At 67.5% G+C, this 26,752-nt stretch carries 23 protein-coding genes, 3 tRNA genes and 1 pseudogene; 19 read left to right on the top strand and 8 right to left on the bottom strand.

What is annotated here, in order from left to right:
- Nucleotides 1-158: 158 nt before the first annotated feature.
- From AAFL97_RS08495 to AAFL97_RS08460, 8 genes are all read left to right on the top strand, one after another.
- Nucleotides 159-638, top strand: a complete 480-nt coding sequence (locus tag AAFL97_RS08495) for an SUF system Fe-S cluster assembly regulator (protein WP_341644534.1) — start codon at nucleotides 159-161, stop codon at nucleotides 636-638.
- Between the two features lie 18 nt (nucleotides 639-656).
- Entirely contained in the window at nucleotides 657-2,165 is a 1,509-nt protein-coding gene (sufB, locus tag AAFL97_RS08490) for a Fe-S cluster assembly protein SufB (protein WP_341644533.1), read from the top strand.
- A 20-nt stretch (nucleotides 2,166-2,185) separates the two neighbouring features.
- Nucleotides 2,186-2,965: a Fe-S cluster assembly ATPase SufC gene (sufC, locus tag AAFL97_RS08485; RefSeq protein ID WP_341644532.1), complete on the top strand. Its 780-nt coding sequence runs from the start codon at nucleotides 2,186-2,188 to the stop codon at nucleotides 2,963-2,965.
- Between the two features lie 3 nt (nucleotides 2,966-2,968).
- On the top strand, nucleotides 2,969-4,291 hold the full coding sequence (gene sufD / locus AAFL97_RS08480) for a Fe-S cluster assembly protein SufD (protein ID WP_341644531.1): 1,323 nt from the start codon (nucleotides 2,969-2,971) through the stop codon (nucleotides 4,289-4,291).
- The gene (locus AAFL97_RS08475; RefSeq protein WP_341644530.1) at nucleotides 4,288-5,529 is read left to right on the top strand and encodes a cysteine desulfurase; all 1,242 of its coding nucleotides are present in this window, start codon (nucleotides 4,288-4,290) and stop codon (nucleotides 5,527-5,529) included. The genes sufD and AAFL97_RS08475 overlap by 4 nt, the downstream gene beginning before the upstream one ends.
- Before the next feature lie 10 nt (nucleotides 5,530-5,539).
- Entirely contained in the window at nucleotides 5,540-5,992 is a 453-nt protein-coding gene (sufU, locus tag AAFL97_RS08470; RefSeq protein ID WP_341644529.1) for a Fe-S cluster assembly sulfur transfer protein SufU, read from the top strand.
- Between the two features lie 11 nt (nucleotides 5,993-6,003).
- The gene (gene sufT / locus AAFL97_RS08465) at nucleotides 6,004-6,573 is read left to right on the top strand and encodes a putative Fe-S cluster assembly protein SufT (RefSeq protein ID WP_341644528.1); all 570 of its coding nucleotides are present in this window, start codon (nucleotides 6,004-6,006) and stop codon (nucleotides 6,571-6,573) included.
- Nucleotides 6,574-6,683: 110 nt separating this feature from the next.
- On the top strand, nucleotides 6,684-7,196 hold the full coding sequence (locus AAFL97_RS08460; protein WP_341644527.1) for a DUF3617 domain-containing protein: 513 nt from the start codon (nucleotides 6,684-6,686) through the stop codon (nucleotides 7,194-7,196).
- Between the two features lie 22 nt (nucleotides 7,197-7,218).
- Here the strand turns inward: AAFL97_RS08460 and AAFL97_RS08455 are convergent, their stop codons facing one another.
- The gene (locus AAFL97_RS08455) at nucleotides 7,219-11,004 is read right to left on the bottom strand and encodes a DUF748 domain-containing protein (protein ID WP_341644526.1); all 3,786 of its coding nucleotides are present in this window, start codon (nucleotides 11,002-11,004) and stop codon (nucleotides 7,219-7,221) included.
- A 118-nt stretch (nucleotides 11,005-11,122) separates the two neighbouring features.
- Between AAFL97_RS08455 and AAFL97_RS08450 the strand changes: the two genes are divergently transcribed.
- Nucleotides 11,123-12,361 carry an NAD(P)/FAD-dependent oxidoreductase gene (locus AAFL97_RS08450; protein ID WP_341644525.1) on the top strand — a complete coding sequence of 413 codons (1,239 nt, stop codon included), beginning with the start codon at nucleotides 11,123-11,125 and terminating at the stop codon, nucleotides 12,359-12,361.
- 33 nt (nucleotides 12,362-12,394) lie between these two features.
- Here AAFL97_RS08450 and AAFL97_RS08445 read toward each other — a convergent pair whose 3' ends face one another.
- Complete coding sequence (locus AAFL97_RS08445; RefSeq protein WP_341644524.1) at nucleotides 12,395-13,255, bottom strand: AraC family transcriptional regulator; 861 nt, start codon at nucleotides 13,253-13,255, stop codon at nucleotides 12,395-12,397.
- A gap of 104 nt (nucleotides 13,256-13,359) precedes the next feature.
- On the opposite strand from AAFL97_RS08445, the gene AAFL97_RS08440 reads away from it, so the two are divergent.
- Complete coding sequence (locus AAFL97_RS08440; RefSeq protein WP_341644523.1) at nucleotides 13,360-14,616, top strand: MFS transporter; 1,257 nt, start codon at nucleotides 13,360-13,362, stop codon at nucleotides 14,614-14,616.
- 26 nt (nucleotides 14,617-14,642) lie between these two features.
- Here the strand turns inward: AAFL97_RS08440 and AAFL97_RS08435 are convergent, their stop codons facing one another.
- The gene (locus tag AAFL97_RS08435; RefSeq protein WP_341644522.1) at nucleotides 14,643-15,866 is read right to left on the bottom strand and encodes an MFS transporter; all 1,224 of its coding nucleotides are present in this window, start codon (nucleotides 15,864-15,866) and stop codon (nucleotides 14,643-14,645) included.
- Nucleotides 15,867-16,039: 173 nt separating this feature from the next.
- Between AAFL97_RS08435 and AAFL97_RS08430 the strand changes: the two genes are divergently transcribed.
- The 6 genes from AAFL97_RS08430 (at nucleotide 16,040) to AAFL97_RS08405 (ending at nucleotide 18,337) form a co-directional block, all read left to right on the top strand.
- Complete coding sequence (locus AAFL97_RS08430) at nucleotides 16,040-16,495, top strand: hemerythrin domain-containing protein (RefSeq protein ID WP_341644521.1); 456 nt, start codon at nucleotides 16,040-16,042, stop codon at nucleotides 16,493-16,495.
- Nucleotides 16,492-16,704: a DUF2249 domain-containing protein gene (locus AAFL97_RS08425; RefSeq protein WP_263459293.1), complete on the top strand. Its 213-nt coding sequence runs from the start codon at nucleotides 16,492-16,494 to the stop codon at nucleotides 16,702-16,704. The genes AAFL97_RS08430 and AAFL97_RS08425 overlap by 4 nt, the downstream gene beginning before the upstream one ends.
- Before the next feature lie 31 nt (nucleotides 16,705-16,735).
- Entirely contained in the window at nucleotides 16,736-18,007 is a 1,272-nt protein-coding gene (locus tag AAFL97_RS08420) for a hypothetical protein (RefSeq protein ID WP_341644520.1), read from the top strand.
- A 58-nt stretch (nucleotides 18,008-18,065) separates the two neighbouring features.
- Nucleotides 18,066-18,142, top strand: a tRNA-Pro gene (locus tag AAFL97_RS08415).
- A gap of 27 nt (nucleotides 18,143-18,169) precedes the next feature.
- Nucleotides 18,170-18,246, top strand: a tRNA-Arg gene (locus tag AAFL97_RS08410).
- A 15-nt stretch (nucleotides 18,247-18,261) separates the two neighbouring features.
- Nucleotides 18,262-18,337 (top strand) — tRNA-His (locus AAFL97_RS08405).
- A gap of 180 nt (nucleotides 18,338-18,517) precedes the next feature.
- On the opposite strand, the gene bfr is transcribed toward AAFL97_RS08405, so the two are convergent.
- Nucleotides 18,518-19,003, bottom strand: a complete 486-nt coding sequence (gene bfr, locus AAFL97_RS08400; protein WP_341644519.1) for a bacterioferritin — start codon at nucleotides 19,001-19,003, stop codon at nucleotides 18,518-18,520.
- Nucleotides 19,004-19,472: 469 nt separating this feature from the next.
- Here bfr and AAFL97_RS08395 point away from each other — a divergent pair, with 469 nt between their 5' ends.
- The 3 genes from AAFL97_RS08395 (at nucleotide 19,473) to dksA (ending at nucleotide 22,594) form a co-directional block, all read left to right on the top strand.
- Nucleotides 19,473-20,837: an NTP/NDP exchange transporter gene (locus tag AAFL97_RS08395; RefSeq protein ID WP_341644518.1), complete on the top strand. Its 1,365-nt coding sequence runs from the start codon at nucleotides 19,473-19,475 to the stop codon at nucleotides 20,835-20,837.
- On the top strand, nucleotides 20,834-21,778 hold the full coding sequence (locus AAFL97_RS08390) for an aldo/keto reductase (RefSeq protein ID WP_341644517.1): 945 nt from the start codon (nucleotides 20,834-20,836) through the stop codon (nucleotides 21,776-21,778). The genes AAFL97_RS08395 and AAFL97_RS08390 overlap by 4 nt, the downstream gene beginning before the upstream one ends.
- Before the next feature lie 390 nt (nucleotides 21,779-22,168).
- The gene (gene dksA / locus AAFL97_RS08385; protein ID WP_068638146.1) at nucleotides 22,169-22,594 is read left to right on the top strand and encodes an RNA polymerase-binding protein DksA; all 426 of its coding nucleotides are present in this window, start codon (nucleotides 22,169-22,171) and stop codon (nucleotides 22,592-22,594) included.
- Nucleotides 22,595-22,699: 105 nt separating this feature from the next.
- On the opposite strand, the pseudogene pnp reads toward dksA, so the two are convergent.
- The 4 genes and pseudogenes from pnp to rbfA form a co-directional block, all read right to left on the bottom strand.
- A pseudogene (gene pnp, locus AAFL97_RS08380) lies at nucleotides 22,700-24,798 on the bottom strand (polyribonucleotide nucleotidyltransferase).
- Nucleotides 24,799-24,989: 191 nt separating this feature from the next.
- Nucleotides 24,990-25,259: a 30S ribosomal protein S15 gene (gene rpsO, locus AAFL97_RS08375; RefSeq protein WP_068638143.1), complete on the bottom strand. Its 270-nt coding sequence runs from the start codon at nucleotides 25,257-25,259 to the stop codon at nucleotides 24,990-24,992.
- A 79-nt stretch (nucleotides 25,260-25,338) separates the two neighbouring features.
- Complete coding sequence (gene truB / locus AAFL97_RS08370; protein WP_341644516.1) at nucleotides 25,339-26,301, bottom strand: tRNA pseudouridine(55) synthase TruB; 963 nt, start codon at nucleotides 26,299-26,301, stop codon at nucleotides 25,339-25,341.
- A gap of 1 nt (nucleotide 26,302) precedes the next feature.
- A complete protein-coding gene (gene rbfA / locus AAFL97_RS08365) occupies nucleotides 26,303-26,749 on the bottom strand; it encodes a 30S ribosome-binding factor RbfA (protein WP_341644515.1) in 447 nt (148 codons plus the stop codon).
- Nucleotides 26,750-26,752 lie beyond the last annotated feature (3 nt).

Below are 26,752 nucleotides of genomic sequence, written 5' to 3'. Positions count from 1 at the left end.
TCATAGGCCCGGCGGCGCATCCACGCGCCATTCCGGCGGCAGTTCCCGTGCATGCTTCGACCGCCATCGCTGGCCGTGGTGCCGTCTTGCAAATACAGTACTAATTTAGTACAGTTTACACACGCTAGACAGCAAGGCCACCCCGGAGGCCCTTCATCATGCTACGGATCAGCAAACTCACCGACTACGGAACCCTGATCGCGACCCACATGGCGGTGACGCCGACGCAGGTCGTCAGCGCCACCGAGCTGGCCGACGCCCTCGGCCTCGGCCTGGCCACCGTCAGCAAGGTCCTGAAGGCGCTGGGGCGGCACGGGCTGGTGGTCAGCCAGCGCGGCACGCACGGCGGCTACCTGCTGGCGCGGCCGCCCGAACAGATCAGCATCGCCGACATCGTCGATGCGCTGGAGGACCAGCCTTTCGGGCTGACCGAATGCAGTTCCGGCAGCGGTACCTGCACGCTGGAAACGGGCTGTCGCATCCGCGACGGCTGGCTGCGCATCAACACCGTGGTCCGCGAGGCCCTGCAGGGCGTGAGCATCGCCGAGATGACGCCACCCCCCAGGTTTGCCGACACCTCTTCCCCAGCCGCCCAGCACGTGCTCGGCCCCAGCCGCCTGGTACGCCACCCGGGCTGAACGACAGGAGAAACCGAGATGAACGCCCCAACCCCAGTTACTACCTCCCCTGCCACCGCCTCCCCGACGGCAGCTTCCCCCAGCACCCGCGGCGACGCCCTCGGCGCCTTCCTGGAACAGGACTACACCGCGGGCTTCGAAACCCGGCTCGAAACCGACACCATTCCCAAGGGTTTGTCCGAGGACATCGTGCGCACGATCTCGGCGCGCAAGGACGAGCCGGACTGGCTGCTCGACTGGCGCCTGGAAGCCTATCGGCGCTGGCTGACGATGAGACCGCCGACCTGGGCCGCGGTGAGCTTCCCGCCGGTCGATTTCCAGGACATCGTCTATTACTCGGCGCCGAAGTCGAAGAAGGACGGGCCGAAGAGCCTGGACGAAGTCGATCCCGAACTGCTGCGCACCTTCGAGAAGCTCGGCGTGCCGCTGCACGAGCGCGCACGGCTGGCGGGCGTGGCGGTGGATGCAGTGTTCGACTCGGTATCGGTCGCCACCACTTTCCAGAAGGAACTGGGCGAGCACGGCATCGTCTTCTGCTCCTTCTCCGAGGCGGTGAAGACGCATCCCGATCTGGTGCGGCAATACCTCGGCAGCGTGGTGCCGCCGGGCGACAACTTCTATGCCGCGCTCAATTCGGCGGTGTTCTCGGACGGCTCCTTCGTCTTCATCCCCAAGGGCGTCAAGTGCCCGATGGAGCTGTCCACCTACTTCCGCATCAATGCGCGCGACACCGGCCAGTTCGAGCGCACGCTGATCATCGCCGAGGAAGGCGCTTCGGTCAGCTATCTCGAAGGCTGTACCGCGCCGATGCGCGACGAGAACCAGCTTCATGCCGCGGTGGTGGAGCTGATCGCGCTCGACGACGCCAAGATCAAGTACTCCACCGTGCAGAACTGGTACCCCGGCGACAAGGACGGCAAGGGCGGCATCTACAACTTCGTCACCAAGCGCGGCGACTGCCGCGGTGCGCGCTCGCACATTTCCTGGACGCAGGTCGAGACCGGCTCGGCGATCACCTGGAAATACCCGAGCGTGATCCTGCGCGGCGACGACTCGGTGGGCGACTTCCATTCGGTGGCGCTGACCAACAACCTGCAGCAGGCCGACACCGGTACCAAGATGATCCATATGGGCCGCAACACCCGCAGCACCATCCTCTCGAAAGGCATCTCGGCCGGCCGCGGCAGCAACACTTTCCGCGGCCTGGTGCGGGTCACGCCACGGGCCGAAGGCGCGCGCAACTACACCCAGTGCGATTCGCTGCTGATCGGCGACCGCTGCGCGGCGCACACCTTCCCGACCATCGAGGCGCGCAACCCGAGCGCCCGCATCGAGCACGAGGCCACCACTTCGCGCATCGGCGAAGACCAGCTGTTCTACGCGATGCAGCGCGGCATCAGCGCCGAGGATGCGGTATCGATGATCGTCAATGGCTTCTGCCGCGAAGTGTTCAAGGAACTGCCGATGGAGTTCGCGGTGGAAGCGCAGAAATTGCTGGGCGTGAGCCTCGAAGGCAGCGTCGGCTGAGTGAAACAGGGAGAAATGACATGCTGAAGATCGACAATCTGCACGCCGCGGTGGACGGCAAGGCCATCCTGAACGGCCTGGACCTCGAAGTGAAGGACGGCGAGGTGCACGCCATCATGGGCCCCAACGGTTCGGGCAAGAGCACGCTGGCCCAGGTGCTGGCCGGGCGCGACACTTTCGAGGTCACCGCCGGCAGCGTCGATTGGGACGGTACCGACCTGCTCGCGCTGCCCGCCGAGGAGCGCGCCCGCGCCGGACTGTTCCTCGCCTTCCAGTACCCGGTCGAGATCCCCGGCGTCTCCAACGCCTATTTCCTGAAGGCGGCGGTCAACGCCGTGCGCCGCCATCGCGGCCTGGCCGAATACGATGCGATGGACTTCCTCTCAAGGGTCAAGGCCGAGATGAAGGCCGTCGGCATGCGCGAGGAATTCCTCTACCGCTCGGTGAACGAAGGCTTTTCCGGCGGCGAGAAGAAGCGCAACGAAGTGCTGCAGATGGCGTTGCTCGAGCCGAAGCTGGCGGTGCTGGACGAAACCGACTCGGGCCTGGACATCGACGCGCTGAAAGTGGTCGCCGAAGGCGTCAACCGCCTGCGTTCGCCCGAACGCTCGATGATCGTCATCACCCACTACCAGCGCCTGCTCGACTACATCGTGCCCGACCGGGTGCATGTGCTGTCGAAAGGCCGCATCGTGCGCTCCGGCGGACGCGAGCTGGCGCTGGAGCTGGAGCAGCACGGCTACGGCTGGATCGAAAGCGGTGCCGGCGCCGCGCAGGCCGCGGGCGCGGCGGGAGGCTGAGCCATGAATAGCATCGACACCTGGGTCGCACGCCAGCGCGAACGCGCCGCCACGCTGCCGGGCGCCGCGCTGCCCTGGCTGACGAGCCGCCGCCGCGACGCGATCGACAGCTTCGCCTCTGCCGGCTGGCCGACCAGCCGGCTCGAAGCCTGGCGCCACACTTCGCTCGCCTTCCTCGACCAGCAGCCGCTGGCTGCGCCGGAGGACGCCCCGCACCCCGCCACCACGCTGGCCGCGCTGCGCGCCGATTTCGACGATGGCGGCCACTGGCTGGTGTTCGTCGACGGGCATTTCGAGCCGGCGCTGTCGGTGAGGCCGCCGCTGCCGGCGGGTATCACGGTCAGCGCCCTGTCCGAGGCCCTGGCCCGCCGGCCCGAGGCGGTCGAAGCCGCCTTCGGCAGCGCCGCAGGGGATGACGCCGCCGTGGCCAGTCCGTACGCGCTCAACCTGGCGCTGTGCAGCGACGGCACCTTCGTCCATCTGGCACCCGGCACGGCGCTGGAGCAGCCGCTGCACCTGGTCTTCATCGGCGCCACCGGCGCGGCCGACAGCCACCTGCGCAACCTGATCGTGGCCGAAGCCAATGCCGAGGCCAGCATCGTCGAACATCACCTCGGCGGCGGCAGCACGCTGGCCACCGTGGTCACCCGCGTACAGGCGGCGCAGGATGCGCGCATCAGCCACGTCAAGCTGCAGCAGCAGGACGAACAGAGCATCCACCTCGCCAGCATCGAGGCCGAGCAGGCGCGCGGTTCGCATTTCGCCACCCACTCGCTGTCCTTCGGCGCCAGGCTGGCGCGCAACGACATCCGCACCCGCTTCGACGGCGAAGGCTGCGAGACGCTGTTCAACGGCCTGTACCACGTCGATGGCCGGCGCCATGTCGACCACCACACGCTGATCGACCATGCCCGACCGCTCGGCACCAGCCGCGAGCACTATCGCGGCCTGGTCGACGGCAACGCCCGCGGCGTGTTCGCCGGCCGCATCATCGTCGCCCAGGACGCCCAGCGCACCGACGCGGTGCAGCGCTGCGACAACCTGCTGCTGTCGAAGATGGCCGAAGCCGACGCCCGCCCCGAGCTGGAGATCTACGCCGACGACGTCAAATGCGCGCACGGCGCCACCGTGGGCCAGATCGACGACAGCGCGCTGTTCTATCTGCGCACCCGCGGCGTGGACGAAACCCATGCGCGCCAGTTGCTGACCTACGCCTTCGCCGCCGAAGTGATCGAGCGCATCGCCCAGGACGCCTTGCGCCGCCACGCCCGCGCCACCCTGCTGAGCCGCCTGCCGGGCGGCGCCCTGCTGGAGGAACTGCTGTGAATTCCCCTGCCGACATCCACACGGCGCAGCTCGACGTCGCTGCCGATTTCCCGATCCTCGCCCGCAAGGTGCATGGCCGCCGGCTCGCCTATCTGGACAACGGCGCGACGACGCAGAAGCCGCTGGCCGTGATCGAGGCCGAACGGCGCTTCTATCTGGAATCCAACGCCAACATCCACCGCGGCGTGCATTGGCTGTCGCAGCATGCGACCGAGCTGTACGACGACGCGCGGATCACGGTGCAGCGCTTCATCAATGCCGCGAGCGCCGACGAGATCGTGTTCACCCGCGGCACCACCGAGGCCATCAACCTGGTCGCGCAGAGCTGGGGCCGCGCCGAACTGCGCGCCGGCGACCAGATCCTGATCACAGCGATGGAGCACCACTCCAACATCGTGCCCTGGCAACTGCTGTGCGAGCAGACCGGCGCGGTGCTCAAGGTCGCACCGGTCAGCGATGCCGGCGAGCTCGACCTCGACGCCTTCGACGCCCTGCTGGGCTCGGACACCCAGCTCGTCGCCATCACCCACGTGTCGAACGCGTTGGGCAGCATCAACCCGGTGGCCGAGCTCACGACGCGTGCCCATGCCGCCGGTGCGCTGGTGCTGGTCGACGGCGCCCAGGCCGTGGCCCACCAGGCGGTGGATGTGCAGGCCATCGGCTGCGATTTCTACGCCTTCTCCGGCCACAAGCTGTACGGCCCGACCGGCATCGGCGTGCTCTACGCACGCAAGCCCATCCTGCAGGCGATGCCGCCCTGGCAAGGCGGCGGCGACATGATCCGCACCGTGTCCTTCGAGCGCAGCACCTGGGCCGACGCCCCGCAGCGCTTCGAGGCCGGCACGCCGAACATCGCCGGCGCCATCGGCCTGGCCGCCGCGATCGACTACGTGCAGGGCATCGGCCTGGCGCGCATCGCCGCGCACGAGCACGCCCTGCTCGACTACGCCACGGCGACGATCGGCACGCTGCCCGGCATCCGGCTGGTGGGCACGGCCAGGGACAAGGCCGGCATCCTGTCCTTCCTGGTCGATGGCATCCACCCGCACGACCTCGGCACCATCCTGGATGCCGAAGGCGTCGCGATCCGCGCCGGCCACCATTGCGCGATGCCGCTGATGAACCGCTTCGGCATTCCCGGCACCGCGCGCGCCTCGCTGGCGATGTACAACACACAAGCCGATGTCGACGCCCTGGCCGCCGCCATCGGCAAGGCCCAGAAACTGTTCGGAACCTGAAGGACGCCCCATGAACGACAGCGCCCCCGACCTGCGCGAGCTGTACCAGGAGGTCATCTTCGACCACAACCGCCAGCCGCGTAACTTCCACGCCATGGCCGACGCCGACCATCAGGCCGACGGCCACAACCCGCTGTGCGGCGACCAGCTCACGGTTTATCTGCGCCTCGAGGACGGCCTGGTCAAGGACGTCAGCTTCGTCGGCCACGGCTGCGCGATTTCCACCGCCTCGGCCTCGCTGATGACGGAGGCGGTCAAAGGCAAGCCGGTAGCCGAAGTCGAAGCCCTGTTCCACGACTTCCACGCCCTGCTCACCGACGTGCCGCCCGACCGCGACTTCGGCAAGCTGGCGGTGCTGTCCGGCGTGCGCGAGTTTCCGGCGCGGGTGAAGTGCGCCACGCTGGCCTGGCACACCCTGCACAACGCGATCGTCGGCGCCCAGGAACCGGCCCGCACCGAATGACGGAGACGACCATGGGTGAACGCTATGCCGAAACCGAATCCCGCGTGCTGGCGCGCGACTGCGACGCCGTCAGCGTGCCCTGGGGCCAGGCCGAGACACTGCCCGAAGGCGCTTATGCGCTGGTGACGCAGCGCCTGGGCGGTTCGATCACGGTGATGTGCGGCGGCAATCTGTACCGCATCGCCGAACGCGACGCCGATGCGCTGGGGCTGGAACCCCAGCTGCCGCCGCCGATGCCCGCACATGCCGAAGGCGAAGCCGATGCCGCCTCGGTCGAGCAGAACGCCTGGAAAGTGCTGGGCACCTGCTACGACCCCGAGATTCCGATCGACATCGTCAATCTCGGCCTGGTCTATGGCTGCACCGCCGAGCCGCTGCCCGACGGTGGCTTCCGCCTGGAAGTGCGCATGACGCTGACCGCGCCCGGCTGCGGCATGGGCACGCTGATCGCCGACGAGGCGCGCGAAAAGCTGCTCGAGATCCCCGGCGTCAAGGAAGCGACGGTCGAACTCGCCTGGGACCCGCCGTGGAGCCGGGAGATGATGAGCGAAGCGGCACGGCTGGAAATGGGGCTGTTCTGAACCTGGCGAAAACCGAGCCGGTATTGTCCTTGCTCAATTTCCACACCACGGCGCACGGTTAATCTGCGGCCAATCCGATACCCACACCCAAGCCATCGCTGGAAATGAACATGCGCACTCTCGTTCCGCTGCTGCTTGCCGCCGCCGCAACGTTCCAAACCGCTCACGCCGATCCGACGCCCGCCCCGAGCGTCATCGACGCACCGCAACGGATGCATGGCCTGTGGCTGATCAACCATGGGCCGGCGGGCGAGGCGGCGAAAACCGAGAGCTTCCACATCTGCATCGCCAAGGAAGGCCGGGACGACGTGCTGGCCACGCCGGCGAACGCCGGGGCCGACTGCCGGGAGCAGACATGGTCGAAGGAAGGGCCGTACTTCCGCTACCGTGCGCAGTGCGATACGCAAGACGGCACGGCGACTATCGAAGGCAAGTTCTCCGGCGACTTCCAGTACAACTTCCAGGGCGAACTCAGCACGACCCGGGCAGACGGCGCTGCGGCGGCCCGCAGCGAGATCGACGGCCGCCGGCTCGGACCCTGCCGCAGCGACCAGGCAGTGGGCAAGTTCCTGATCAAGGGCCAGAACGGTGTCGGCAACCTGAACCTCGCGCCCGCGCGCTGAACGCCTGCCCGGCGGATGCAGCTCAGCGCAGCGAGAACTGCACCTGCCCGTTCTCGCCGGCCGCCTCGACCTTGGGTTCGAGCACGAAGATGCGCTCGCCGGGCACGCCGCCCTCGCCCGCCAGCCAGTCGCGTACCGCTTGCGCGCGCTGCTGCGCCAGGGCACGCAGTTCGTTGTCGCCGACCGGGGTGTTGGCCAGGATCAGCGCTTCCATCTCGGGCACCGGCACGTCCTTGGCCATGCCGATGAAATTCCTCGGCTTGTCGAAGTCACCTTCGCGGTAGGCCTTCTTCAGCAGCTCCGGATATTCCTCCGCGCCCACTTCGATGTCGTCGAGCGAAGGCGCCGCTTCGCCCTTGTCGACCAGCGCCTTGAGCTTCTGCGCCTTGACCGCGCGCTGCAGCGCCGCCTGCTTGAGGCCGTCGGTATCCACTGCCGGATCCGCGCGGCCGGTGATGTCGAGCCGTAGCGCAGGCCGGTCGAGCAAGGCGGTCGCCAGCGTGCCCAGCTTTTCGTGCTCCGCCTCGCCCGGCTCGACCGCGCCCGGCGCCAGCTCCAGGTAGGACAGTTCCTCACCCCCGCCCAGCACCGAGCCGAGCAGCGCGAACGGCGAGGTGATGGCCTTGCCGATCAGGTTGACCAGCACTTTAATCACCAGCCCGAACACGCTGAACTCGGGGTCGTCCAGCGTGCCGCTGACCGGCAGGTGCAGGTCGATTTCGCCGCGGCTGTTCTGCAGCAGCGACACCGCGAGCTGTACCGGCAGATTCATCGCGTCGGGGCTGTCGACCTTGTCGCCGAAGGTGAGCTGGTCGAGGAAGATCTGGTTGGTGGCGGTGAGCTTGCGCTCCTCGATCCTGTAGTTCAGTTCGGCCGACAGCTTGCCCTTGGCGATGCCGTAGCCGACGTACTTGCCGGCGTAGCTCGACAGCCCGGTCAGCTCGAAATCCTTGACCGAGGCGAGGATGTCGAGATGGGCGTCGTGGCGGAAGGGGTTCAGTTCGCCGGCGACTTCGACCGGCGCGGCCTTGTCCACCCTGCCCTTCAGATCCAGCTTGGCGAGCGTGTCGGGATCGGTCGACAGGCCGGTCAGTTCGCCCGCCATGTCGGTCAGGTTGACGTCGTAGTGCGGCTGGATGAAGCGATCGCTGAAGGCGATGTTGCCGCGCTTGATCTCGATGCGGTCGATGCGGATCGGCGGCGGCGGTTCGGCCGGCGCCGGCGGCAGCTCGACGCTGCGCTGGCCTTCGACCTGGCGCGGGCCGGTATTGGCGAGTGCCGGGTCGATGAAGGGATCGAGCGCCGAAGGCGGCGTCGGGGGCGGCTGTGCGGCAGCCGCGGCCTCGCCGCCGCCGGCCTGCTCGCCCTGGATTTCGCGCAGGTTCAAGCGGCCCTGTTCGTCGAGGATCAGGCGAGTCTGGAAATCGTCGAGCGCGATGCGCTGCACCGCCAGCGAGAAAGGCTCGGAAGTGGCATTGATGCCACCGATGCGCAGCGTCCGCCAGCGCACGAAATCGGTGGCATTGAGCCGGTCGACCGAAGCGAAGTTGCCGACGCTGAGGTCGCCGCGAAAATTGGCACGCAGATCGCCCCGCCGGCCGGTGTCGAGCCTGAGCCGCCCCTGGGTGTTGAGCGCGCCGCGGGAAATGGAGATCTTGGTCTGCTCGAGCACGTAGGGCTGGACCGGCAGCAGGTCGAGGCTGCGCGCGTCGATGCGGAGATCCGCCTTCAACGGCTCCAGCCCGAGGCTGCCGGTGACGCCGAGCCGGCCATTGCGGTTGATGCGCGAGTCGAGCTTGAGCTGGCTGAGCGCATCCTTGGCGGTCGAAAAACCGTCCACTTCCAGGCCGATGTTGTCGACCGCCAGAACCACCGGCTTGTTCACCGTGCGGTCCTCGACCCGTATCGACGCGGCCTGCAGCGCGAACTTGTCGACGGCGACGACCCACGGCGCTTCGGCGGCCGGCTTGCCGCCCTTGGCCTTGGCGCCTTTTTGCGCTGCGGGTTTGCTGCCGGATTTCGCCGCCGGGCCGGTGATGCCGAGCAGGTCGATGTCGCCGTTCTTGAGGCGCACCGCCGACACGCTCGCGCCCTTGATGCCGAGCGTGGCGAGCTTGACGCTCTGCGCGTCGAGGTCGAGCACCGCCTCCGTGGCGTCCAGTTCGGGCACTTTCAGCGCGGCGTCCTTGGCGCCTTTCAGCGCCAGGGCGAAATCGCGCACGACCAGCGTGTCGGCCTTGAGGTCGATGCGGGGTTCGCCCTTGTCGTCCAGCGCGAGCTTGTAGCGCAGCGCGCCGCTGAGCGTGCCGCTGCGCAGTTCGCCGCCGGGCAGGGCTTCGGCGAGGTAAGGCGCATAGCGCGGCGCCTGGATCGACTCGAAGTTCAGCAGGCCGTCGAACTCGAAGGGTTCGAGGCGCAGGCGGTCTTCATGCACCAGCTTCTCGCCGGCATCGCTGACGTAGTCGAGCCGGATCTCGGCCGGCATGTCGGAATCGGTGGCGAGATCGCGCAGGTCGAGGTTGATCGCCTCGATCCGCGTCTTGAAGGGCTGCTTCAGGCTGCGATCCTCGAAGCGCACGACGCCATCGCGGATGCGCGCGTGCGCAAGCAGGAAGTCGGGCTTCTCGGCCGCAGCGGCCCCGGGTGCGGCATCCGCCGCGGGCTCTCCGGCCGCCTTCGCTTCCTCCTTCTTCCCCTTCTGCTGCTTGTTGCCGTTCGGTTTCGCCTCGGCCGCCTGCTCCGCCGTCGCCGGCAGCAGCTTCATCAGGTTGATGCCGCCGTCCTCCAGCCTTACCAGGTCGATCTCGGGCTGGGCCAGCCGCAGGCGGGTGAAATGCCAGCGCTTGATCAGCGGCTGCACGTCGGCGAACTCGAGCTCGAACTCGGGGATGTTCGCGACCGTCGTGCCGTCCTTGTCCAGCAGCTGGAAAGCTTCGAGCTTCAGCGGCCCGCTCAGTGCAAGTTCGGGCGTGCCTTCGGGCGCCTGCCTGAACGACAGTTCGATGTTGCTGCTGAGCTGGGCGGACGGCAGGCTGAATGCCGGATCGAAAGGTGCATAGACCAGCCAGGGCGTGAGGTCGAACTTGTCCAGCACGACGTCGAGGATGGTGTCGTGCGAATCCGCGAACGGCTTGAGCCGCGCCTTCATCAGCAGCGGGTTGCCGTCGAGCGTGGCCGACAGGCTGGGTTCGACGAAGACGTCGACCTTCACCGGCAGGTTCGAGATGAAGGGCAGGCCCACTTCCAGGTCCGCCACTTCGTGCACCAATCCGCGCGGCTTGTCGTCCACGCGGACGTGGCCGCCGCTGATGCGGATGTTGCCGATCGAGAACAGCGCGCCGGACTCGTCGTCGGCCGGCTCTTCCTTGTCGGCGAGCATCGCTTCGATACGCTCGGCGACGTCGCTCCAGCTATGGCGCCCGCCCTCGTCGATGCCGATTTCCAGCCGCGGCCCGCGCAGCGCCACTTCGTGCAGCACCACGCCGCGCTGGATCAGCGACTGGACCGGTTCGGCATTGACCCGCAGCGCATCGAAGGCGAGCGCCTCGCTGCCGGCATCGGCGGAGAGAATCTTCAGCCCGCGCACTTCGGCCGTGGCGGTGAAGGGATTGAGCGCGACACCTTCGATCGACACCGGCCGGCCCAGCGTCTCGCCCAGGATTTTCACGGCGTAGTGCCTGGCGACCGGCGGCACGGCAAAGAAGCCGATTGCGCCGATCACGATCACCACACCCGCGGTCCACAACGCCGGGCGAAGCAGGCTCCGTTTGCGGAGCGGTGCGTTCGGGCCGGTGGTGGTATCAGTCATAAAAAACTCCAGCAAGCTGACATTCTCGATCTGTTCGTCGCGCCCTCCGGCCGGCGTGGTTTGCCGCCCGGTGGCGCAGCGCGTATTCTGCGCCGCTTTCGTCATCGCAGGTACCCACGTGGCGCACTCAGCCCCCTCCGGCCGGCGGCCGGCCGACCGCAGCTACGACGTGATCGTCATCGGCGCCGGTGCCGCCGGCATGATGTGCGCGGCCACCGCCGGCCAGCGCGGCCGCCGTGTGCTGCTCGTCGATCACGCCGAAAAGCTGGCCGAGAAGATCCGCATTTCCGGCGGTGGGCGCTGCAACTTCACCAACCGCCGGGTCGGCGCGGAAAACTATCTCTGCCGCAATCCGCATTTCGTGCGCTCCGCGCTGTCGCGCTACACGGCGGCGGATTTTATCGGTCTTGTGCAGCGCCACGGCATCGATTTCCACGAAAGGGATTGGGGCCAACTGTTCTGCGACGATTCCGCCCAGCAGATCATCGACATGCTGCGCAGCGAATGCGAGGACGGCGGCGTCGATTGGGCGATGCCCGCCAAGGTGCTGGAAGTGGCCCGCGGCGACAGCGATGCCGAACGCTACCTGGTGGACACCAGCATCGGCCGCTTCGCCGCCCACAGCCTGGTCGTGGCCAGCGGCGGGCTGTCGATCCCGAAGATCGGCGCCAGCCCGCTGGGCTACAGGCTGGCCGAGCAGTTCGGCCTGCCGGTGATCGCGCCGCTGCCGGCGCTGGTGCCGCTGACGCTGCCGCCCGAGACCCTGTCGCGGCTCGCGCCGCTGGCCGGCATCTCGCTCGAAGTCGAAGCCCGCTGCCGCGGCCCGGTGTTCCGCGAAGCCGCGCTGATCACGCACCGCGGCCTGTCCGGGCCGGCCATCCTGCAGGTGTCGAACTACTGGCAGGCCCAGGCCTACGGCGACGACGAGCGCGAGCCGGTCGCGCTCGACCTGCTGCCGGGCCTCGATACCGAGCACTGGCTGCTCGAACACGCCGGCGAACGCACCCTGCTCGCGAATCTGCTGGCCGAGCGCCTGCCGCGCCGCTTCGCCCATGCCTGGTGCGAACTGCACGGCTGGACGAAGCCGATGAACGGCTTCCGCCATGCCGAGCTGCGCGCCATCGCCGCCACGCTGTCGGGCTGGAAGCTGGCGCCGTCGGGCACGCAGGGCTATGCCAAGGCCGAAGTCACGCTCGGCGGCGTGGATACCCACGCCCTGTCCTCGCGCACGATGGAGGCGCGCGCCTGCCCCGGCCTGTATTTCATCGGCGAAGTGATGGACGTCACCGGCCATCTGGGCGGCTACAACTTCCAGTGGGCCTGGTCCTCGGGCGTGGCCTGCGGGCTGGCAGCCTGAGCCACGCTAGCCGGCAGCCGCTGCCGCCCTCCTTCAGTCGTCCTGCAGTCCGAGGAAACGTGCCGGCGGCATGCCCACGGCACGATGCACCATGGCGCTGAAAGCGCTCGGGCTGTTGTAGCCCAGCTCCGCGGCGATCTGCTTGACCGGCATGCGGCCCGCGGCCAGGGCCACGGCCCGGGCCAGGATGACTTGTTGCCGCCATTGCGTGAACGTCCGCCCCAGCTCATGGCGGAACAGGCGTGCGACGGTGCGCGGACTGGCCCCGGTGTCGGACGCCCAGTCGGCCAGGGTCTCATGGCGCGTGGGATCGACCAGCACCGCCTCGCACAGTTGGCGCAGGCGCTTGTCGCGGGGCAGGTCCACGCCCAGCGGCACGGCACTGGCGCTGCGCAGTTCGTCCAGGATCAGCGCGCTCAGCAGCTTCTCACGCTGCCTCAGCCCGGCCGGCAGCGGCGGCGCATCGTCGGGTACGCAAGGCATCTCGCGCACCAGGGCACGCAGCAGCTCCGACATCTCCAGCACCCGGCAGCCGCGCCAGGGGCCATCGTCCCCAGGCGCCACGTCCGGGCCGAAGCGCCCGGCCGGCTGATGGAAGTAGAGCGTGCGCATGTCGGCATCCTCCACCACCGTCACCGCATGCTCCACGCCGGGCGGAATCCACAGCGCGCGCCACGGCGGCACGATGTAGGTGCCGCCTTCGGTGCTCAGGCGGATCACGCCGGTGGCGGAGATGGCCACTTGCGCCCAGGGGTGGCGATGAGGCATCACCTGCGTATCGGCGCGCAGCTTGCGCATCTTCGCCCGCACCGGACGTTCGGCCGTGGGAATGTAGAGATGCGGTGTCGCTGCCGCCACCACGCAGGCCGGGGAACTTCCCGCACGGGATTTCATTCGAGGCGCGGCAGGTCGAAGTCTGGCTTGGTTTGGCATGATCTCGACAGTATATGTCCTGCTGTCGCATATCTGCCGCCGACGCGCTGCCTATCATCTGCTGCATGAGCTCCATCGCACACACCCCCTCGCTGCGGCAGGACGCCCGCACCATCGGCCTGATCGGCCTGGCGCACGGTTCGTCGCACTTCTTCCACATGCTGCTGCCGCCGCTGTTCCCGTTCCTGATCGCGGAATTCGGCTTCAGCTACTCCGAACTGGGCCTGCTGGTATCGGTGTTCTTCGTGATATCGGGCGTCGGCCAGGCGCTGTCGGGCTTTCTGGTGGATCGCGTGGGCGCCCGGCCGGTGCTGTTCTGCGCACTTTCCTGCTTCGTGCTGGCAGGGCTGCTTGCCGGCTCTTCCAGCAGCTATGCCGGCCTGCTGCTGGCTTCGGTCATGGCAGGACTGGGCAACGCGCCCTTCCACCCGGTGGATTTCACCATCCTCAACAAGCGCGTGTCGCCGCAGCGGCTGGGACACGGTTTCTCGGTGCACGGCATCTCGGGCAACCTGGGCTGGGCGACGGCGCCGGTGTTCATGGCCGGCATCACCGCAGCCACGGGCTCGTGGCGCATCGCCTGCCTGTCCGGTGCCGGACTGGCGCTGGCGGTGCTGGCCATCATGGTCTGGAACCGCGACGCGCTCGACGATCGCCAGGGCTCGTGGGCCGGCCAGGCCGCGAAAAGCACCGCGGCGGCGGCAGAGGAGCATCCGCTCGCCTTCCTCAAGCTGCCTTCGGTGTGGCTGTGCTTTTCCTTCTTCTTCTGGAGCACCTGCTCGCTGTCGGCCATCCAGAGCTTCGCCGGCCCCACGCTGCAACGGCTGTACGGCCTGCCGTTGTCGATGACGGCGATGGTGGTCACCGGCTACATGCTGTGCGGCGCCGCGGGCATGGTGGTCGGTGGCTTCCTCGTCACGCGCGTGGAGCGGCTCGAGAAGACCATCGGCGTGTGCCTGCTCGCAACGGCCGTGCTGCTGGCGCTGGTGGGTTCCGGCCTGCTGCCGGGCACGGCGGCGCTGGCGATGACGGCCCTGGCGGGCCTGGGGATCGGTCTGGCCGGCCCTTCGCGCGACATGCTGATCAAGCGCGCGGCACCGCCCGGCGCGACCGGGCGCGTGTACGGCACGGTGTATTCGGGGCTGGACCTGGGTTTCTGCATCGCGGCACCGATATTCGGCGCCATGCTCGATGCCGGCATGACTTCGGGCATCTTCTACGGTTCGGCCCTGGCACTGGTGCTCGGCGTCTGCTCGGCCGGGCTGGCAGGCCTGGGCGTTGCCGCACGCGCCGCCCGGCAGCGGCGGCATGCAACGGCCTGAGCGGAGAAGCTCAGGCTTCGCGTCTCTCAGTTCCCGCTTCCTCCCGCACGCTTGCCCAGCAGCGGCAGGTAGCTGAAGGCCTGCAGCAACAACAGCACGGCAAGGGCGAACCGCAGCGCGTCGGGCATCGCCCAGCCCCAGCTGCGCAGCAGATCGAGCACCAGACCGATCCCCCACTGCACCAGGAAGGCACCGAGGAAGACCATCAGGTTGATCGAGGTGCTGACCCGGCCGAACATCTCGCGCGGGAAATTGTTCGCCGCCGCGAGATAGGACTGCGAATTCACCGCCGACAGCACGCCGAGCAGGAACCACGTCACGACGACCGGACCGACCCTGAACAGGATCGCCGCCAGCACCAGCAGCAGGCCCGCATAGCCGACCTGCAGCAGGCGCAGGGGCTGCACACCGCGGCGGGCCAGACGCACGCCGAACATGCCGATGGACAACTGCCCGGCCAACATGCCGAGGTTCAGCGCCAACAGCGTGCGGGCCGCCGCGGCCAGTTCCAGTCCTTCGACGTGCATCAGCCAGGGCACGGCCCACAGGCTCTGCAGCGCCATGAAGCCGCCGACGAAGAACAGCGAGGAGCCGGCGAAGCGCAGGAAGGCCGGCGCGGCGAAAATTCCTGCCACGCCGCGCATGGCGCTCGCCAGGCTCTGCTTGCCGACAGCCGGCGCCTCCCGCGGCAAGCTGTGGAACAGGCTGGCCGAAGCCGCCAGTGCGACCGCCGCGATGCCCCAGAACACGCCCCGCCAGCCGAGCAGCGGAATCAGCGCTTCGAGCGGCGCACTGGCGGTCAGCGCCCCCATCGCCCCGCAGGCCATCACGTAGCCCGTCATCGAACTCTGCCGTTCGGGCGGATACCACAGCGCAAAGCCCTTCAGCGCACCCATCAGGCAGGCCGACACACCCAGCCCGATCAGCGCCCGCCCCAGCCCGAGGCTGCCGATCGAGTCGCCCTGCGCGAACAGCGCCGCGCCCAGCGCGGTCAGCAGCAGCAAGGCGCTTTCGACGCGGCGCGGGCCATAGCGGTCGAGCGCGATCCCGACCGGAATCTGCGCCAGCCCGAAAGCGAAGAAATACATGCTGGTCAACAACCCGAGCTGCGCCGCCGACAGCTCGAGCTCACCGGTCAGCGCCGGCGAGATTACCGCATTGACCGTGCGCAGCAGGTAGGACAGGTAGTAGCCGAGCGCAAAGGGCAGGAAGATCCGGCTCCAGGCACCCGGCGCAGCCGCATTCGACATGCCGCCTCCGGCGGAACGAAAAGCGCGATTGTGCCTGCGCGGCCCGCGATTCCTCAAACGAATCGAATGCGAACCGCCCGGCGCCGGCCGGCAGCGCCTTACCCGACTTGACTCGTATCAATGCCAGCCGCCGGACACGGCGGAGAATGGCCTCAGTCCCATCGGAGCAGACCATGAGCACGATAGCCGAACTGATGACCCACGATCACCGCGCCTGCGATCACGATTTCGCCCGCGCCGAAACGCTCGCCGCCAAGCATGACTGGCAAGGCGCGAGCGAAGCCCTGGAAGCATTCGCCCACGGCCTGAACGCCCATTTCGACGCCGAGGAGCAGCAGCTCTTCCCCGCCTTCGAAACCGCCACCGGCATGACCCAGGGGCCGACCCAGGTCATGCGCGGCGAGCACGTCGACATGCGCGCCGCGCTCGAACGCCTGCGCGCGGCGCTGCAGGCGCGCGATACGGACGATTTCGCCGGCGAGGCGGAAACCCTGCTGATCATGATGCAGCAGCACAACATGAAGGAAGAGAATATCCTCTATCCGATGTGCGACGCCCGCCTCGCCCATGCCCGGGACGAGCTCTGTAGCCATCTTTCGCAAACGCTTGCCGTGGAGCACGCATCATGACCATCGTCGACGCCCGCGGCCTGGAGCCTCCCGAACCCTTCGAGCGCGCCATGGAAGCACTGGCCGAGTTGCAGTCCGGCCAGCAGTTCACGCTGCTGCTCGATCGTATGCCGCATCCGCTGCTGCGCATGCTCGACCGCGACGGCTATCGCAACGAGGTGAGCATCCGCGACGACGGCGCCGTGGAGATCCTGATCGGCCGTCCGTGACGGCTCCCGCGCGCAACCCCGCAGGCAAACCATGAGCAGCGCCAATCCCGGGCTCGCCTATGAAGACACGCCGCCGCTGTCGGCACCGCTGCGCTTCTTCCTGACGGCGCCGCTGTTCGGCATCTGTGCCGGACTCGTGCTGTTGTTCGGCGACGGCGTGCTCGATTCGCGCTGGACGCCCGGCGCGCTCGCCGCCGTCCACCTGCTCGCCGCCGGCTTCATGCTGCAGGTGATGATCGGCGCGCTGCAGCAGATCCTGCCCGTGGTCGCCGGCGTCCGCGTCCCCGCGGTGCTGGGCGTCGCCGGCAGCAGCCATGCGCTGCTCACCTTCGGCGCCGCCGGGCTCGCCGGCGGCCTCGCCTTCGGCCTCCCGGACGCCATCATCGGCGGCGCCATGCTGCTGCTCGGCGGCATCGGCATCTTCCTGATCGCCGCGCTGGCCGGCCTGATCCGCTCGCCGGCGGTCAAGATCGCCAGCCACGCGCCGCGGGATCTGCGCCTGGCCCTGATCGGTCTGGCGGTGACCGCGGTGCTGGGGCTGGCGCTCGCCTTCGCCATCGGCCGCGGCGCGACCCTGCCGATACCGCTGGCCCAGGCTGTGGACCTGCATGCTGCCTGGGGCTGGCTGGGCTGGGGCGGCATCCTGCTGGCCGCGACCAGTTGGGTCGTGGTGCCGATGTTCCAGATCACGCCGAGCTACCCTGCCCGCTTCACCCGCTGGTGGGCACCCGTGGTGCTGGCGGGCCTGGTGTCGTGGTCGCTGGCCCGCTCGACCGCTGCGGACGGTGCCGGCATCGTGCTCGGCACCGCCCTGATGCTTGCCTTCGGCGCCTTCACGATACTGACCCTGCGGCTGCAGGCGCGCACCCGCCGCAGCACGCCGGATGCGCCCTTCCATGCCTTCCGCGCGGCGATGCTCGCGATGCTCGCCGGCATCGCCGCGCTCGGCGCCAACCTCGTCGACGACGGCGGACAGTGGTCGGTGCTCGCCGGCGTGCTCATCCTGCACGGCGGCTTCGCCGGCGCGATCAGCGCCATGCTGTACAAGATCGTCCCTTTCCTCGCCTGGCTGAACCTCACCCAGGCCGGCATCCGCGCCCCGAACATGAAGAAGCTGCTGCCCGACACCCCGGTCAAGCAGCAGTTGAAGCTCCATCTCGCGGTACTCGCCGCCCTCGTGCTGGGCGTGTTCGTGGCCGCCGCTGCGCGTATCGCCGGGCTGCTGATGCTTATCGAATTCGGGTGGCTGCTGCTCAACATGCTACGCGTTGTGCGTAACTGGCAGCGCGCGCGGGAAACATGAAAAATCCCGCAAAAGATGTTTGACGACATGCCGGGACCTCTGTATAGTTCGCGGCTCTCGGGGTGTAGCGCAGTCCGGTAGCGCGCTTGCTTTGGGAGCAAGATGTCGGGGGTTCGAATCCCTCCACCCCGACCAGCTCACACCCCGATTGCCCGCGGGACTCTGCCCGTAGCTCAACTGGATAGAGCACCAGCCTTCTAAGCTGGGGGTTGCAGGTTCGATCCCTGCCGGGCAGGCCAGGACAGGTTTTAGTGGCGGCATTAGCTCAGTTGGTAGAGCACTGGATTGTGGCTCCAGGTGTCACCGGTTCGATTCCGGTATGTCGCCCCACATACAGCAAGGGCTGTGGATACTGATCCACAGCCCTTTTTGTTTTGCATGCACATGGCTCTGCCGAGCCGGCCTGCGCTCGATTCACGAAAATCCGGCGCATCCGACGATGACCTGCCTCGCCGGATGCGCCGATGGCCTTGATCAGCCCTCAGCCGGCCACACCTGACCGGCCGTGCCTCAGCCGGCCGTACCCACCTTCATCTGGCTCTGCAGGTAGTTCGGCATGCCGACCATGTCGATCAGGCGCAGCTGCTGTTCGAGCCAGTGGATGTGGTCTTCCTCGGTATCGAGCAGCAGGGGCATCAGCTTCTCGCGCGTGACGAAATCCCGCTCCTGCTCGCACAGCGCGACGATCTCGCGCAGCTGCTGGATCACGGTGATCTCCATGTCCAGATCGTGCTTCAGCATCTGCGGTACGTCGCGGCTGGTGCTGGCCGGCAGGCGCTGGCCGAGATCAGGCGTGCCCTCGAGGAACAGGATCCGCTCGATCAGCACCTTGGCATGCGTGAGCTCTTCCTGGTGCTCGTGATAGATGCGGTCGTAGAGGTGCAGCAGGCCCATGTCGTGATAGACGTGGGCATGAACGAAATACTGGTCCGAAGCCGTCATCTCGTAAGCCAGCATCTTGTTCAGTGCGTCGATGATCTTGGCGTTGCCTTTCATGGGTTCTCCGTTTGGCTGTGTCACGAGGCAGTTCATCCCTGCCTTCAGGGGGCGGAGTCTGACGCAAGGCGAGGATCAGGTCAAAGAAAATTTTCCTTATCTGGCAATGCCTTAGAGAACAATATCGAGACTGCCTCTCATTCATTGCGAATCTGCGAGGAACACTTCTCATTGCCGGCCCCATTGCCCGTATCCCGTCGGCGTGGAGCCTGCCCTGGCATGCTTCCGCATCCTGCATGACGGCGTGCCTGGCGGATATTGCCGGAACATTGGACTGCTCGCGGTGTCTCCCCGATTTAGCGCATGCATCGGCCACAGTCGCGGGGCGCCCTGGCGCCACGATCCGGTATTCCGGCAACCGAACCGATACTGCCACTGAAACCGATCCCGGCCTGCCCGGCAGGGATCGGATCGGCCCCTGCCGATCCCGCTACACGGCGTCCTCCATGCACATCGTTTCCCGGCCTCGATGACGAACTCGCTCAAGCAGACGCGCCTCGGCGCACTTTTCAAGCTTCGCCGCGACGAGGCCGTGCCGGTGCTGCTGGCCGGCCTGTTCTTCTTCTGCGTGCTGACCGCCCTGATGGTGCTGCGCCCCGCGCGCGACGCGCTGGGCATGCAGCGCGGCATCGAGGCGGTACGCTGGCTGTTCATGGGCACTGCGCTGGTGACGCTGCTGGCCAATCCGGTGTTCGGCTGGCTGGTCAGCCGCCTGCCGCGGCTGAAGTTCATCGCCGCGACCTATGTCTTCTTCGCGCTGAGCCTGGTCGGCTTCCATCTGTTGCTGGTGCTGGCGCCGGAAGCGGTCGGCATCACCAGCGGGCAGGTGTTCTACGTCTGGTTCAGCGTCTTCAACCTGTTCGCGACGATGCTGTTCTGGGCGCTGATGGCGGACCGCTTCACGCTGGAGCAGAGCAAGCGCTTTTTCGCGCTGATTTCGGTGGGCGGCACGCTGGGCGCGATCTTCGGCCCCTGGCTGGCTTCGGTGCTGGCGCGCCCGCTGGGCACGCCGGCGCTGCTGCTGGTGTCGGCCGGCTTCCTGATGCTGGCGCTGGGCGCGGCGTGGGCGGTGGCGCGCAGCCAGCGAGCTGCCGGCGCAGGCGGCGCCGGGCAGGCGGAACGGCCGGAACATGCGGTCATCGGCGGCAGCGCATGGCAGGGATTGAAAGCGGTGTTCGCCTCGCGCTACCTGCTCGGCATCGCGGTCTACGTGATCATCATGGCGGTGGTCGCCACCCTGCTCTACTTCACCCGCCTGCAGATGGTGGCCGCGCTCGGCGGCGACATGGACCAGCGCACGGCGCTGTTCGCCCGCATCGACCTGATCACCCAGGTCACGACCCTGGCGCTGCAGGCACTGATCGCCGGCCGCATCATGGAACGCTTCGGCGTCCACCTGACGCTGATGCTGCTGCCGCTGACGGTGGTGCTGGGCTTCGTCGGCCTGGCCATCGTCGGCACGCTGGCGGCGCTGATCGTGTTCGAGGCCGCTTTCCGTGCCGTGCAGCGGGCGCTGACGCGGCCGGCGCGCGAGACGCTGTACACGGTCGTCAGCCGCGAGGACAAGTACAAGTCGAAAGCCTTCATCGACACTTTCGGCTACCGCGGCGGCGACGTGGCCGGCGCCCAGGTCGAGGGCCTGCTCGGGCGGCTGGGCATGGGTCTGGCCGGCCTGGCGAGCGTGGCGATTCCACTCGCGCTGGCCTGGGCCGCGCTGGGGCTGTGGCTGGGGCGCGCCCAGCTGCGCCTGGCCGCGGAACGCGGAGCAAGCCTTCCTCCAGCCCCGGCCGCCGCGCCGGGAGAACCTTCCACGACAAGGAGTCCAACACCATGATCACACGACGAGACTGCCTCAAGCTTTCCGCCGCTGCGGGCCTGGCCCTGGCTGCCCATCCCCGGCTGCTGATGGCCGCCGAGGACAGCCGCAGCCTGATCACGCGGACGATTCCCGGCACCAGCGAGCAGTTGCCGGCCGTCGGCCTGGGCAGCTCGGCATCCTTCTCCCGGATCGCCGGCGAAGGCAATGTCGAGCGCGTGCGCGAGGTGCTGGAAGCCTTCGCGCGCGGGGGCGGCACGGTGTTCGATACCGCACCCAGCTACGGCGCAGCCGAGGAAGTGGCCGCCAGGATCGCGCAGGAAACCGGCCTCAACCACGAGCTGTTCTGGGCCACCAAGGTCAATGTGGCCGGACGCGGCGGCGGCAAGGCGGATCCGACCGCGGCCCGCGCCCAGATCGAGCAGTCGCTGGCACGGCTGGGCAAGGAACGGATGGATCTGATCAACGTGCACAACCTGGGCGACGTGCCCACCCAGCTCGGCCTGCTCAAGGAATACCGCGACGCCGGGCGTGTGCGCTACATCGGCGTGACGACCACCTTCCCGGGCCAGTACGAGGAGCTGGAGCGCATCATGCGCAGCGAGCCGCTGAACTTCGTCGGCGTGGACTACGCGATCGACAACCGCGTGATGGAGGAACGCATCTTTCCGCTGGCGCAGGAGCGCGGCATCGGCGTGCTGGCCTATCAGCCTTTCGGCCGCTCGCGGCTGTGGCAGAAGGTGGATGGCCATGCGCTGCCGGACTGGGCGGCCGAATACGACATCGCCTCATGGGGCCAGTTCTTCCTGAAGTACGTGATCTCCCATCCGGCGGTCACGGTGGCCACGCCGGCGACCAGCCAGGCACGCAACGTCATCGACAACCTCGGTGCGGCAAGCGGCCGCCTGCCGGACGAGGCCGGCCGCCACAGGATGTTCGAGCACATCCAGTCGCTGTAGGGGCAGCCGGAGGGCCGGGCCGCCCAGTCCGAGCCGAACAGGCTAGCCGGGGAGGGGCGGGCCGCACAGGCCGCATCGAATGAAAATAATGCTTCTGGAGTCATAAAATTTTTTGTATTTGGAATTATTGCATCGCACAATCCATCCAGCTAGTATTCGAACCGTCTCCTCCACCCTCCTCCTTTGGTGTGGATTTCAGCCCGGACCGCAAGTGTCCGGGCTTTTTCTTTTCGGCGCTCCTTTTGCGCCCTTCCTCCATCACCATGCAATCCTCGCCGGCGCGGGACGATCGCGGCTTCATTCCGGCAGCCGCCGGTCGGCTTGCTGCCACCCCCCGATTCTGCTATTAAGTCGCCTCTACCATTCACCAACCTACGGAAGTTGAGATTCATGGCTGACGATACCCTGCACAAGCAATTCCCGCCCTACGTTCCCGCCGCTGGCGAGGAATACATGAGCGAGAAGCAGATCGCCCACTTCCGCGAAATCCTGGGCTCGCTGAAGGGTGAATTGATGGAGGACATCGAACGCACCGTGCACACGATGCAGGACGAAGCCACCGTCTTCGCCGACCCCAACGACCGCGCCAGCCAGGAATCCGACATCGCACTCGAACTGCGCAACCGCGATCGCGAGCGCAAGCTGATCAAGAAGATCGACGAGGCCCTCGGCCGGCTCAACGACGGCGAGTACGGCTACTGCGACAGCTGCGGCGTGGAGATCGGCCTGAAGCGCCTGGAAGCCCGTCCGACGGCCACACTGTGCATCGACTGCAAGACCCTGGAAGAAATGCGCGAACGCCAGGTCGCCAGGTAGGAACGGCCTGCCTGCAGACGACGAAAAAGGACGCCTCTGGCGTCCTTTTTCATTGGAACGTGCGCCGCAGCGGACCGGAATCCGCTGCGCGCCGCCAGCCTGTCCTCAGCCGGCGTTTTCGTTCAGCAGCGCCTTCATGCTCAGGCGGATCTTGCCGCGCTCGTCGGTCTCCAGCACCTTCACGCGCACCACCTGGCCTTCCTTGACGTAGTCGGCGACGTTGTTGACGCGCTCGTTGGCGATCTGCGACACGTGCAGCAGGCCGTCGCGGCCCGGCATGATGTTCTGATGGCGCCGAAGTCGAGCAGGCGCACGACCGGACCTTCGTACGCCTTGCCGACTTCGACTTCGGCGGTGATCGCCTCGATCTTGGCCTTCGCCGCCTGGGCGCCTTCGGCGCTGACCGACGAGATCGTGATCTGGCCGTCGTCCTCGATCTCGATCACGGTGCCGGTCTCTTCCTGCAGGCCGCGGATCACTGCACCGCCCTTGCCGATCACGTCGCGGATCTTCTCGGGGTTGATCTTCATGTTGATCATGCGCGGCGCGTACTCGGAGACTTCGCCGCGCGAGCTGCCCAGCGATTCCTTCATGATGCCGAGGATGTGCAGGCGGCCGGCCTTGGCCTGGTCCAGCGCGACCTGCATGATGTCCTTGGTGATGCCCTGGATCTTGATGTCCATCTGCAGGCCGGTGATGCCGTTCTCGGTGCCCGCGACCTTGAAGTCCATGTCGCCGAGGTGATCCTCGTCGCCCAGGATGTCGGTCAGCACGGCGAAGCGGTTGCCGTCCTTGATCAGGCCCATGGCGATGCCGGCGACGTGGTCCTTCAGCGGCACGCCGGCATCCATCATCGCCAGCGAGCCGCCGCAGACCGAAGCCATCGACGAGGAGCCGTTGGATTCGGTGATCTCGGACACCACACGCACGGTGTAGGAGAAGTCCTCGGGCTTCGGCAGCATCGCCACCAGCGAGCGCTTGGCCAGGCGGCCGTGGCCCACTTCGCGGCGCTTGGTGATGCCGAAGCGGCCGGTTTCGCCGGTGCAGAAGGGCGGGAAGTTGTAGTGGAGCAGGAAGCGCTCCTTGTACTCGCCAGCGATGGCGTCGATGATCTGCTCGTCGCGGCCGGTGCCCAGCGTGGCGACGACCAGCGCCTGGGTCTCGCCGCGGGTGAACAGCGCCGAACCGTGGGTGCGCGGCAGCACGCCGGTGCGGATCGTGATCGGGCGCACGGTGCGGGTGTCGCGGCCGTCGATGCGCGGCTCGCCGTTCAGGATGCGGCTGCGGACGATGCCCGATTCGATGTTGAAGAAGATGTCCTTCACTTCGGTGGCCGACGGCGGCGTGTCGACGCCTTCGCTCAGCGCCGCCATCACGCGCTTGCGGATCTCGCCCAGGCGGGTCGAGCGCTCCTGCTTGCTGGTGATGCGGAAGGCTTCTTCCATGTCGGCCTTGGCCAGTTCGGTGACGCGGGCGATCAGCGCATCGTTGCCCGCCGGCGCCTGCCAGTCCCACTCGGGCTTGCCGGCGACTTCGACCAGTTCGTTGATGGCCTTGATCGCGTTCTGCATCTGCTCGTGGCCGAACACGACCGCGCCCAGCATGACCTGTTCGGGCAGTTCCTGCGCTTCGGACTCGACCATCAGCACGGCGGCCTGGGTACCGGCGACCACCAGGTTCATCTGGCTGGTCTGCAGTTCGGTCGCGGTCGGGTTCAGGATGTACTGGCCGTCGGCATAAGCGACGCGGGCAGCGCCGATCGGGCCGTCGAACGGGATGCCCGAGATCGCCAGCGCGGCGGAGGCGCCGATCATCGCCGGGATGTCGGCGTCGATTTCGGGGTTCAGCGACAGCACGGTCACGATCACCTGGACTTCATTCATGAAGCCTTCGGGGAAAAGCGGGCGGATCGGGCGGTCGATCAGGCGCGAAGTGAGGATTTCCTTCTCGCTCGGGCGGCCTTCGCGCTTGAAGAAGCCGCCGGGGATGCGGCCCGCGGCATAGAACTTCTCGACGTAGTCGACGGTGAGTGGGAAGAAGTCCTGGCCCGGGCGCGCTTCCTTGGCTGCCACCACGGTGGCCAGCACCACGGTCTCGTCCATGTTCACGATGACGGCGCCGCCGGCCTGGCGAGCGATCTCGCCGGTTTCCAGAGTGACGGTGTGCGCGCCGTAGGCGAAAGTTTTCTTGATAGCGTTCAGCAAGGGAATTCCTTTAACGATGAATGCAGCGAACCACAACTGCGGGCAGCGGATGGAGGCATCCTGCCGCGGGAGAACCAGCCGGTGTTTGCGGTGCCGCAAACGGCACAAAGCCGGCGGTGCCGCGGAGGCACGCACCGGCTTTGTCGCTTACCTCGCCCTGGCGGGCGGTGTCGGGCTGGTCATGGACGCAATTACTTGCGCAGGCCCAGACGCTCGATCAGGTTGCGATAGCTTTCGGCGTTGCGGCCCTTCAGGTAGTCCAGCAGCTTGCGGCGCTGGCTGACCATCTTCAGCAGGCCGCGGCGGGAGTGGTGATCCTTGCCGTGGGCCTTGAAGTGGGGGGCGAGCCCGTTGATGCGGGCGGTCAGGAGCGCAACCTGGACTTCCGGCGAACCGGTGTCGCCCTGGGCGCGCTGGAAGTCGGAGACGATCTTCGACTTGGATGCGGTATCAAGAGCCATGTGTGTCTTTACTCGTGTTTTTCTGCCAATCAGAAGCGGAGGATTATACCCAAAGCCGCGCCAGAAACTCAATCGATAATCATGCGGATGCGCCAGGCGCATCCGCCCCGGTGGCGATCAGCCGGCGTGCCGCCAGCTTGCCGCCCTGCTGCCACTGCCCCAGGCCGAGGAAGCCCTGCGGGCCGTAGACGCGGACGAGCCCTTCGGCGCCGGCCTCGCCCAGCACCAGCACCCTGCCCTGCAGCAGCCCGCGCGCCTGGTCGGCGTCGAGATGGCAAGCCGGATATGCGGCCACCAGCGTATCGGCCGGTGCCAGCAGGCCGGCACGGACTTCGGCCGGCTGCGCTTCCAGCGCTTCCAGCGTCAGCGCATCGGCGACGTCGAAGGCGCCGATGCGGGTGCGGCGCAGGGCGCACAGATGCGCGCCGCAACCCAGCGCCGAACCGATGTCCATCGCCAGGCTGCGGATGTAGGTGCCCTTGCTGCAGGCCACGCGGATGCTGAAGCGGGTATCGGCGAAATCGAGCAGTTCGAGCGCATGGATTCGCACCTTGCGCGCTTCGCGCTCGATCTCGATCCCCGCCCGCGCATACTCGTACAAGGCCTTGCCGTCGCGCTTCAGCGCCGAATACATCGGCGGCACCTGCTCGATGTCGCCGCGGAAGTTCTCGAGCACGGCGTCGAGCTGCGCCCGTTCGACGGCCACCGGCCGGCTCGCCAGCACTGCCCCTTCGGCATCGCCGCTGTCGGTCTCGATGCCCAGTTGGACGACGGCCTCGTAGGTCTTGTCGGCGTCGAGCAGCATCTGCGAGAACTTGGTCGCCTCGCCGAAGGTCAGCGGCAGCAGGCCGCTGGCCATCGGGTCGAGCGTGCCGGTATGGCCGGCCTTGGCGGCATTGAGCAGGCGGCGCGCCGTCTGCAGCGCCCCGTTCGAACTCATGCCCCGAGGCTTGTCGAGCAGCAGCACGCCATCGACGATGGCGCGGACGATCTTGCGCTGCACCTGTTTCGGGCGGCGCGGACGCGCCGCAAGCTCCTGCATCTCAGGCGCCGGCCTTGCCGTCATCGTCCGCGGCGCGGCTGCCGTCCGTACCGTCACCGCCGTCCTTGCCTTTGTCGCCGTCCTGGCTGCGCGCTTCGTCCTCGCGCACCACTTCGTCGATCAGGCGGGACAGGCGCGAGCCTTCCTCCACCGAACGGTCGTAGTGGAAATGCAATTCGGGAATGGTGTGGATGCGGATGCGGCGGCCGAGCTCGCGGCGCAGGAAGCCGCCGGCCCGGCGCAGGCCCTTGAGGATTTCGGGCACGTCCGCCTCGCCCGTCATCGAGGTGAAGAACACCTTGGCGTGGGCGTAGTCGGGCGTGATCTCGACGTCGGTCAGGGTGATGAAGCCGACGCGCGGATCCTTGACTTCGAGCCGGATCAGCTCGGCCAGCTCGCGGCGGATCTGCTCCACCACGCGCTGGCTGCGGGAATACTCCTTCGGCATCGC

Origin of the sequence: Thauera sp. SDU_THAU2 (assembly GCF_038260575.1) — a bacterium.
In the GTDB taxonomy this organism is placed as follows: Bacteria; Pseudomonadota; Gammaproteobacteria; order Burkholderiales; family Rhodocyclaceae; genus Thauera.
This window is presented reverse-complemented; position numbering and strand designations above follow the sequence as displayed.

Coding starts and splice junctions, on each gene's coding strand:
- sufT (WP_341644528.1), top strand. CDS start 6,004: ATGGGTGAACGCTATGCCGAAACCGAATCCCGCGTGCTGGCGCGCGAC.
- sufC (WP_341644532.1), top strand. CDS start 2,186: ATGCTGAAGATCGACAATCTGCACGCCGCGGTGGACGGCAAGGCCATC.
- sufB (WP_341644533.1), top strand. CDS start 657: ATGAACGCCCCAACCCCAGTTACTACCTCCCCTGCCACCGCCTCCCCG.
- AAFL97_RS08395 (WP_341644518.1), top strand. CDS start 19,473: ATGACGAACTCGCTCAAGCAGACGCGCCTCGGCGCACTTTTCAAGCTT.
- sufU (WP_341644529.1), top strand. CDS start 5,540: ATGAACGACAGCGCCCCCGACCTGCGCGAGCTGTACCAGGAGGTCATC.
- AAFL97_RS08460 (WP_341644527.1), top strand. CDS start 6,684: ATGCGCACTCTCGTTCCGCTGCTGCTTGCCGCCGCCGCAACGTTCCAA.
- AAFL97_RS08420 (WP_341644520.1), top strand. CDS start 16,736: ATGAGCAGCGCCAATCCCGGGCTCGCCTATGAAGACACGCCGCCGCTG.
- AAFL97_RS08455 (WP_341644526.1), bottom strand. CDS start 11,004: ATGACTGATACCACCACCGGCCCGAACGCACCGCTCCGCAAACGGAGC.
- AAFL97_RS08425 (WP_263459293.1), top strand. CDS start 16,492: ATGACCATCGTCGACGCCCGCGGCCTGGAGCCTCCCGAACCCTTCGAG.
- rbfA (WP_341644515.1), bottom strand. CDS start 26,749: ATGCCGAAGGAGTATTCCCGCAGCCAGCGCGTGGTGGAGCAGATCCGC.
- dksA (WP_068638146.1), top strand. CDS start 22,169: ATGGCTGACGATACCCTGCACAAGCAATTCCCGCCCTACGTTCCCGCC.
- AAFL97_RS08440 (WP_341644523.1), top strand. CDS start 13,360: ATGAGCTCCATCGCACACACCCCCTCGCTGCGGCAGGACGCCCGCACC.
- AAFL97_RS08445 (WP_341644524.1), bottom strand. CDS start 13,255: ATGAAATCCCGTGCGGGAAGTTCCCCGGCCTGCGTGGTGGCGGCAGCG.
- AAFL97_RS08435 (WP_341644522.1), bottom strand. CDS start 15,866: ATGTCGAATGCGGCTGCGCCGGGTGCCTGGAGCCGGATCTTCCTGCCC.
- sufD (WP_341644531.1), top strand. CDS start 2,969: ATGAATAGCATCGACACCTGGGTCGCACGCCAGCGCGAACGCGCCGCC.
- bfr (WP_341644519.1), bottom strand. CDS start 19,003: ATGAAAGGCAACGCCAAGATCATCGACGCACTGAACAAGATGCTGGCT.
- AAFL97_RS08495 (WP_341644534.1), top strand. CDS start 159: ATGCTACGGATCAGCAAACTCACCGACTACGGAACCCTGATCGCGACC.
- AAFL97_RS08390 (WP_341644517.1), top strand. CDS start 20,834: ATGATCACACGACGAGACTGCCTCAAGCTTTCCGCCGCTGCGGGCCTG.
- AAFL97_RS08430 (WP_341644521.1), top strand. CDS start 16,040: ATGAGCACGATAGCCGAACTGATGACCCACGATCACCGCGCCTGCGAT.
- rpsO (WP_068638143.1), bottom strand. CDS start 25,259: ATGGCTCTTGATACCGCATCCAAGTCGAAGATCGTCTCCGACTTCCAG.
- truB (WP_341644516.1), bottom strand. CDS start 26,301: ATGCAGGAGCTTGCGGCGCGTCCGCGCCGCCCGAAACAGGTGCAGCGC.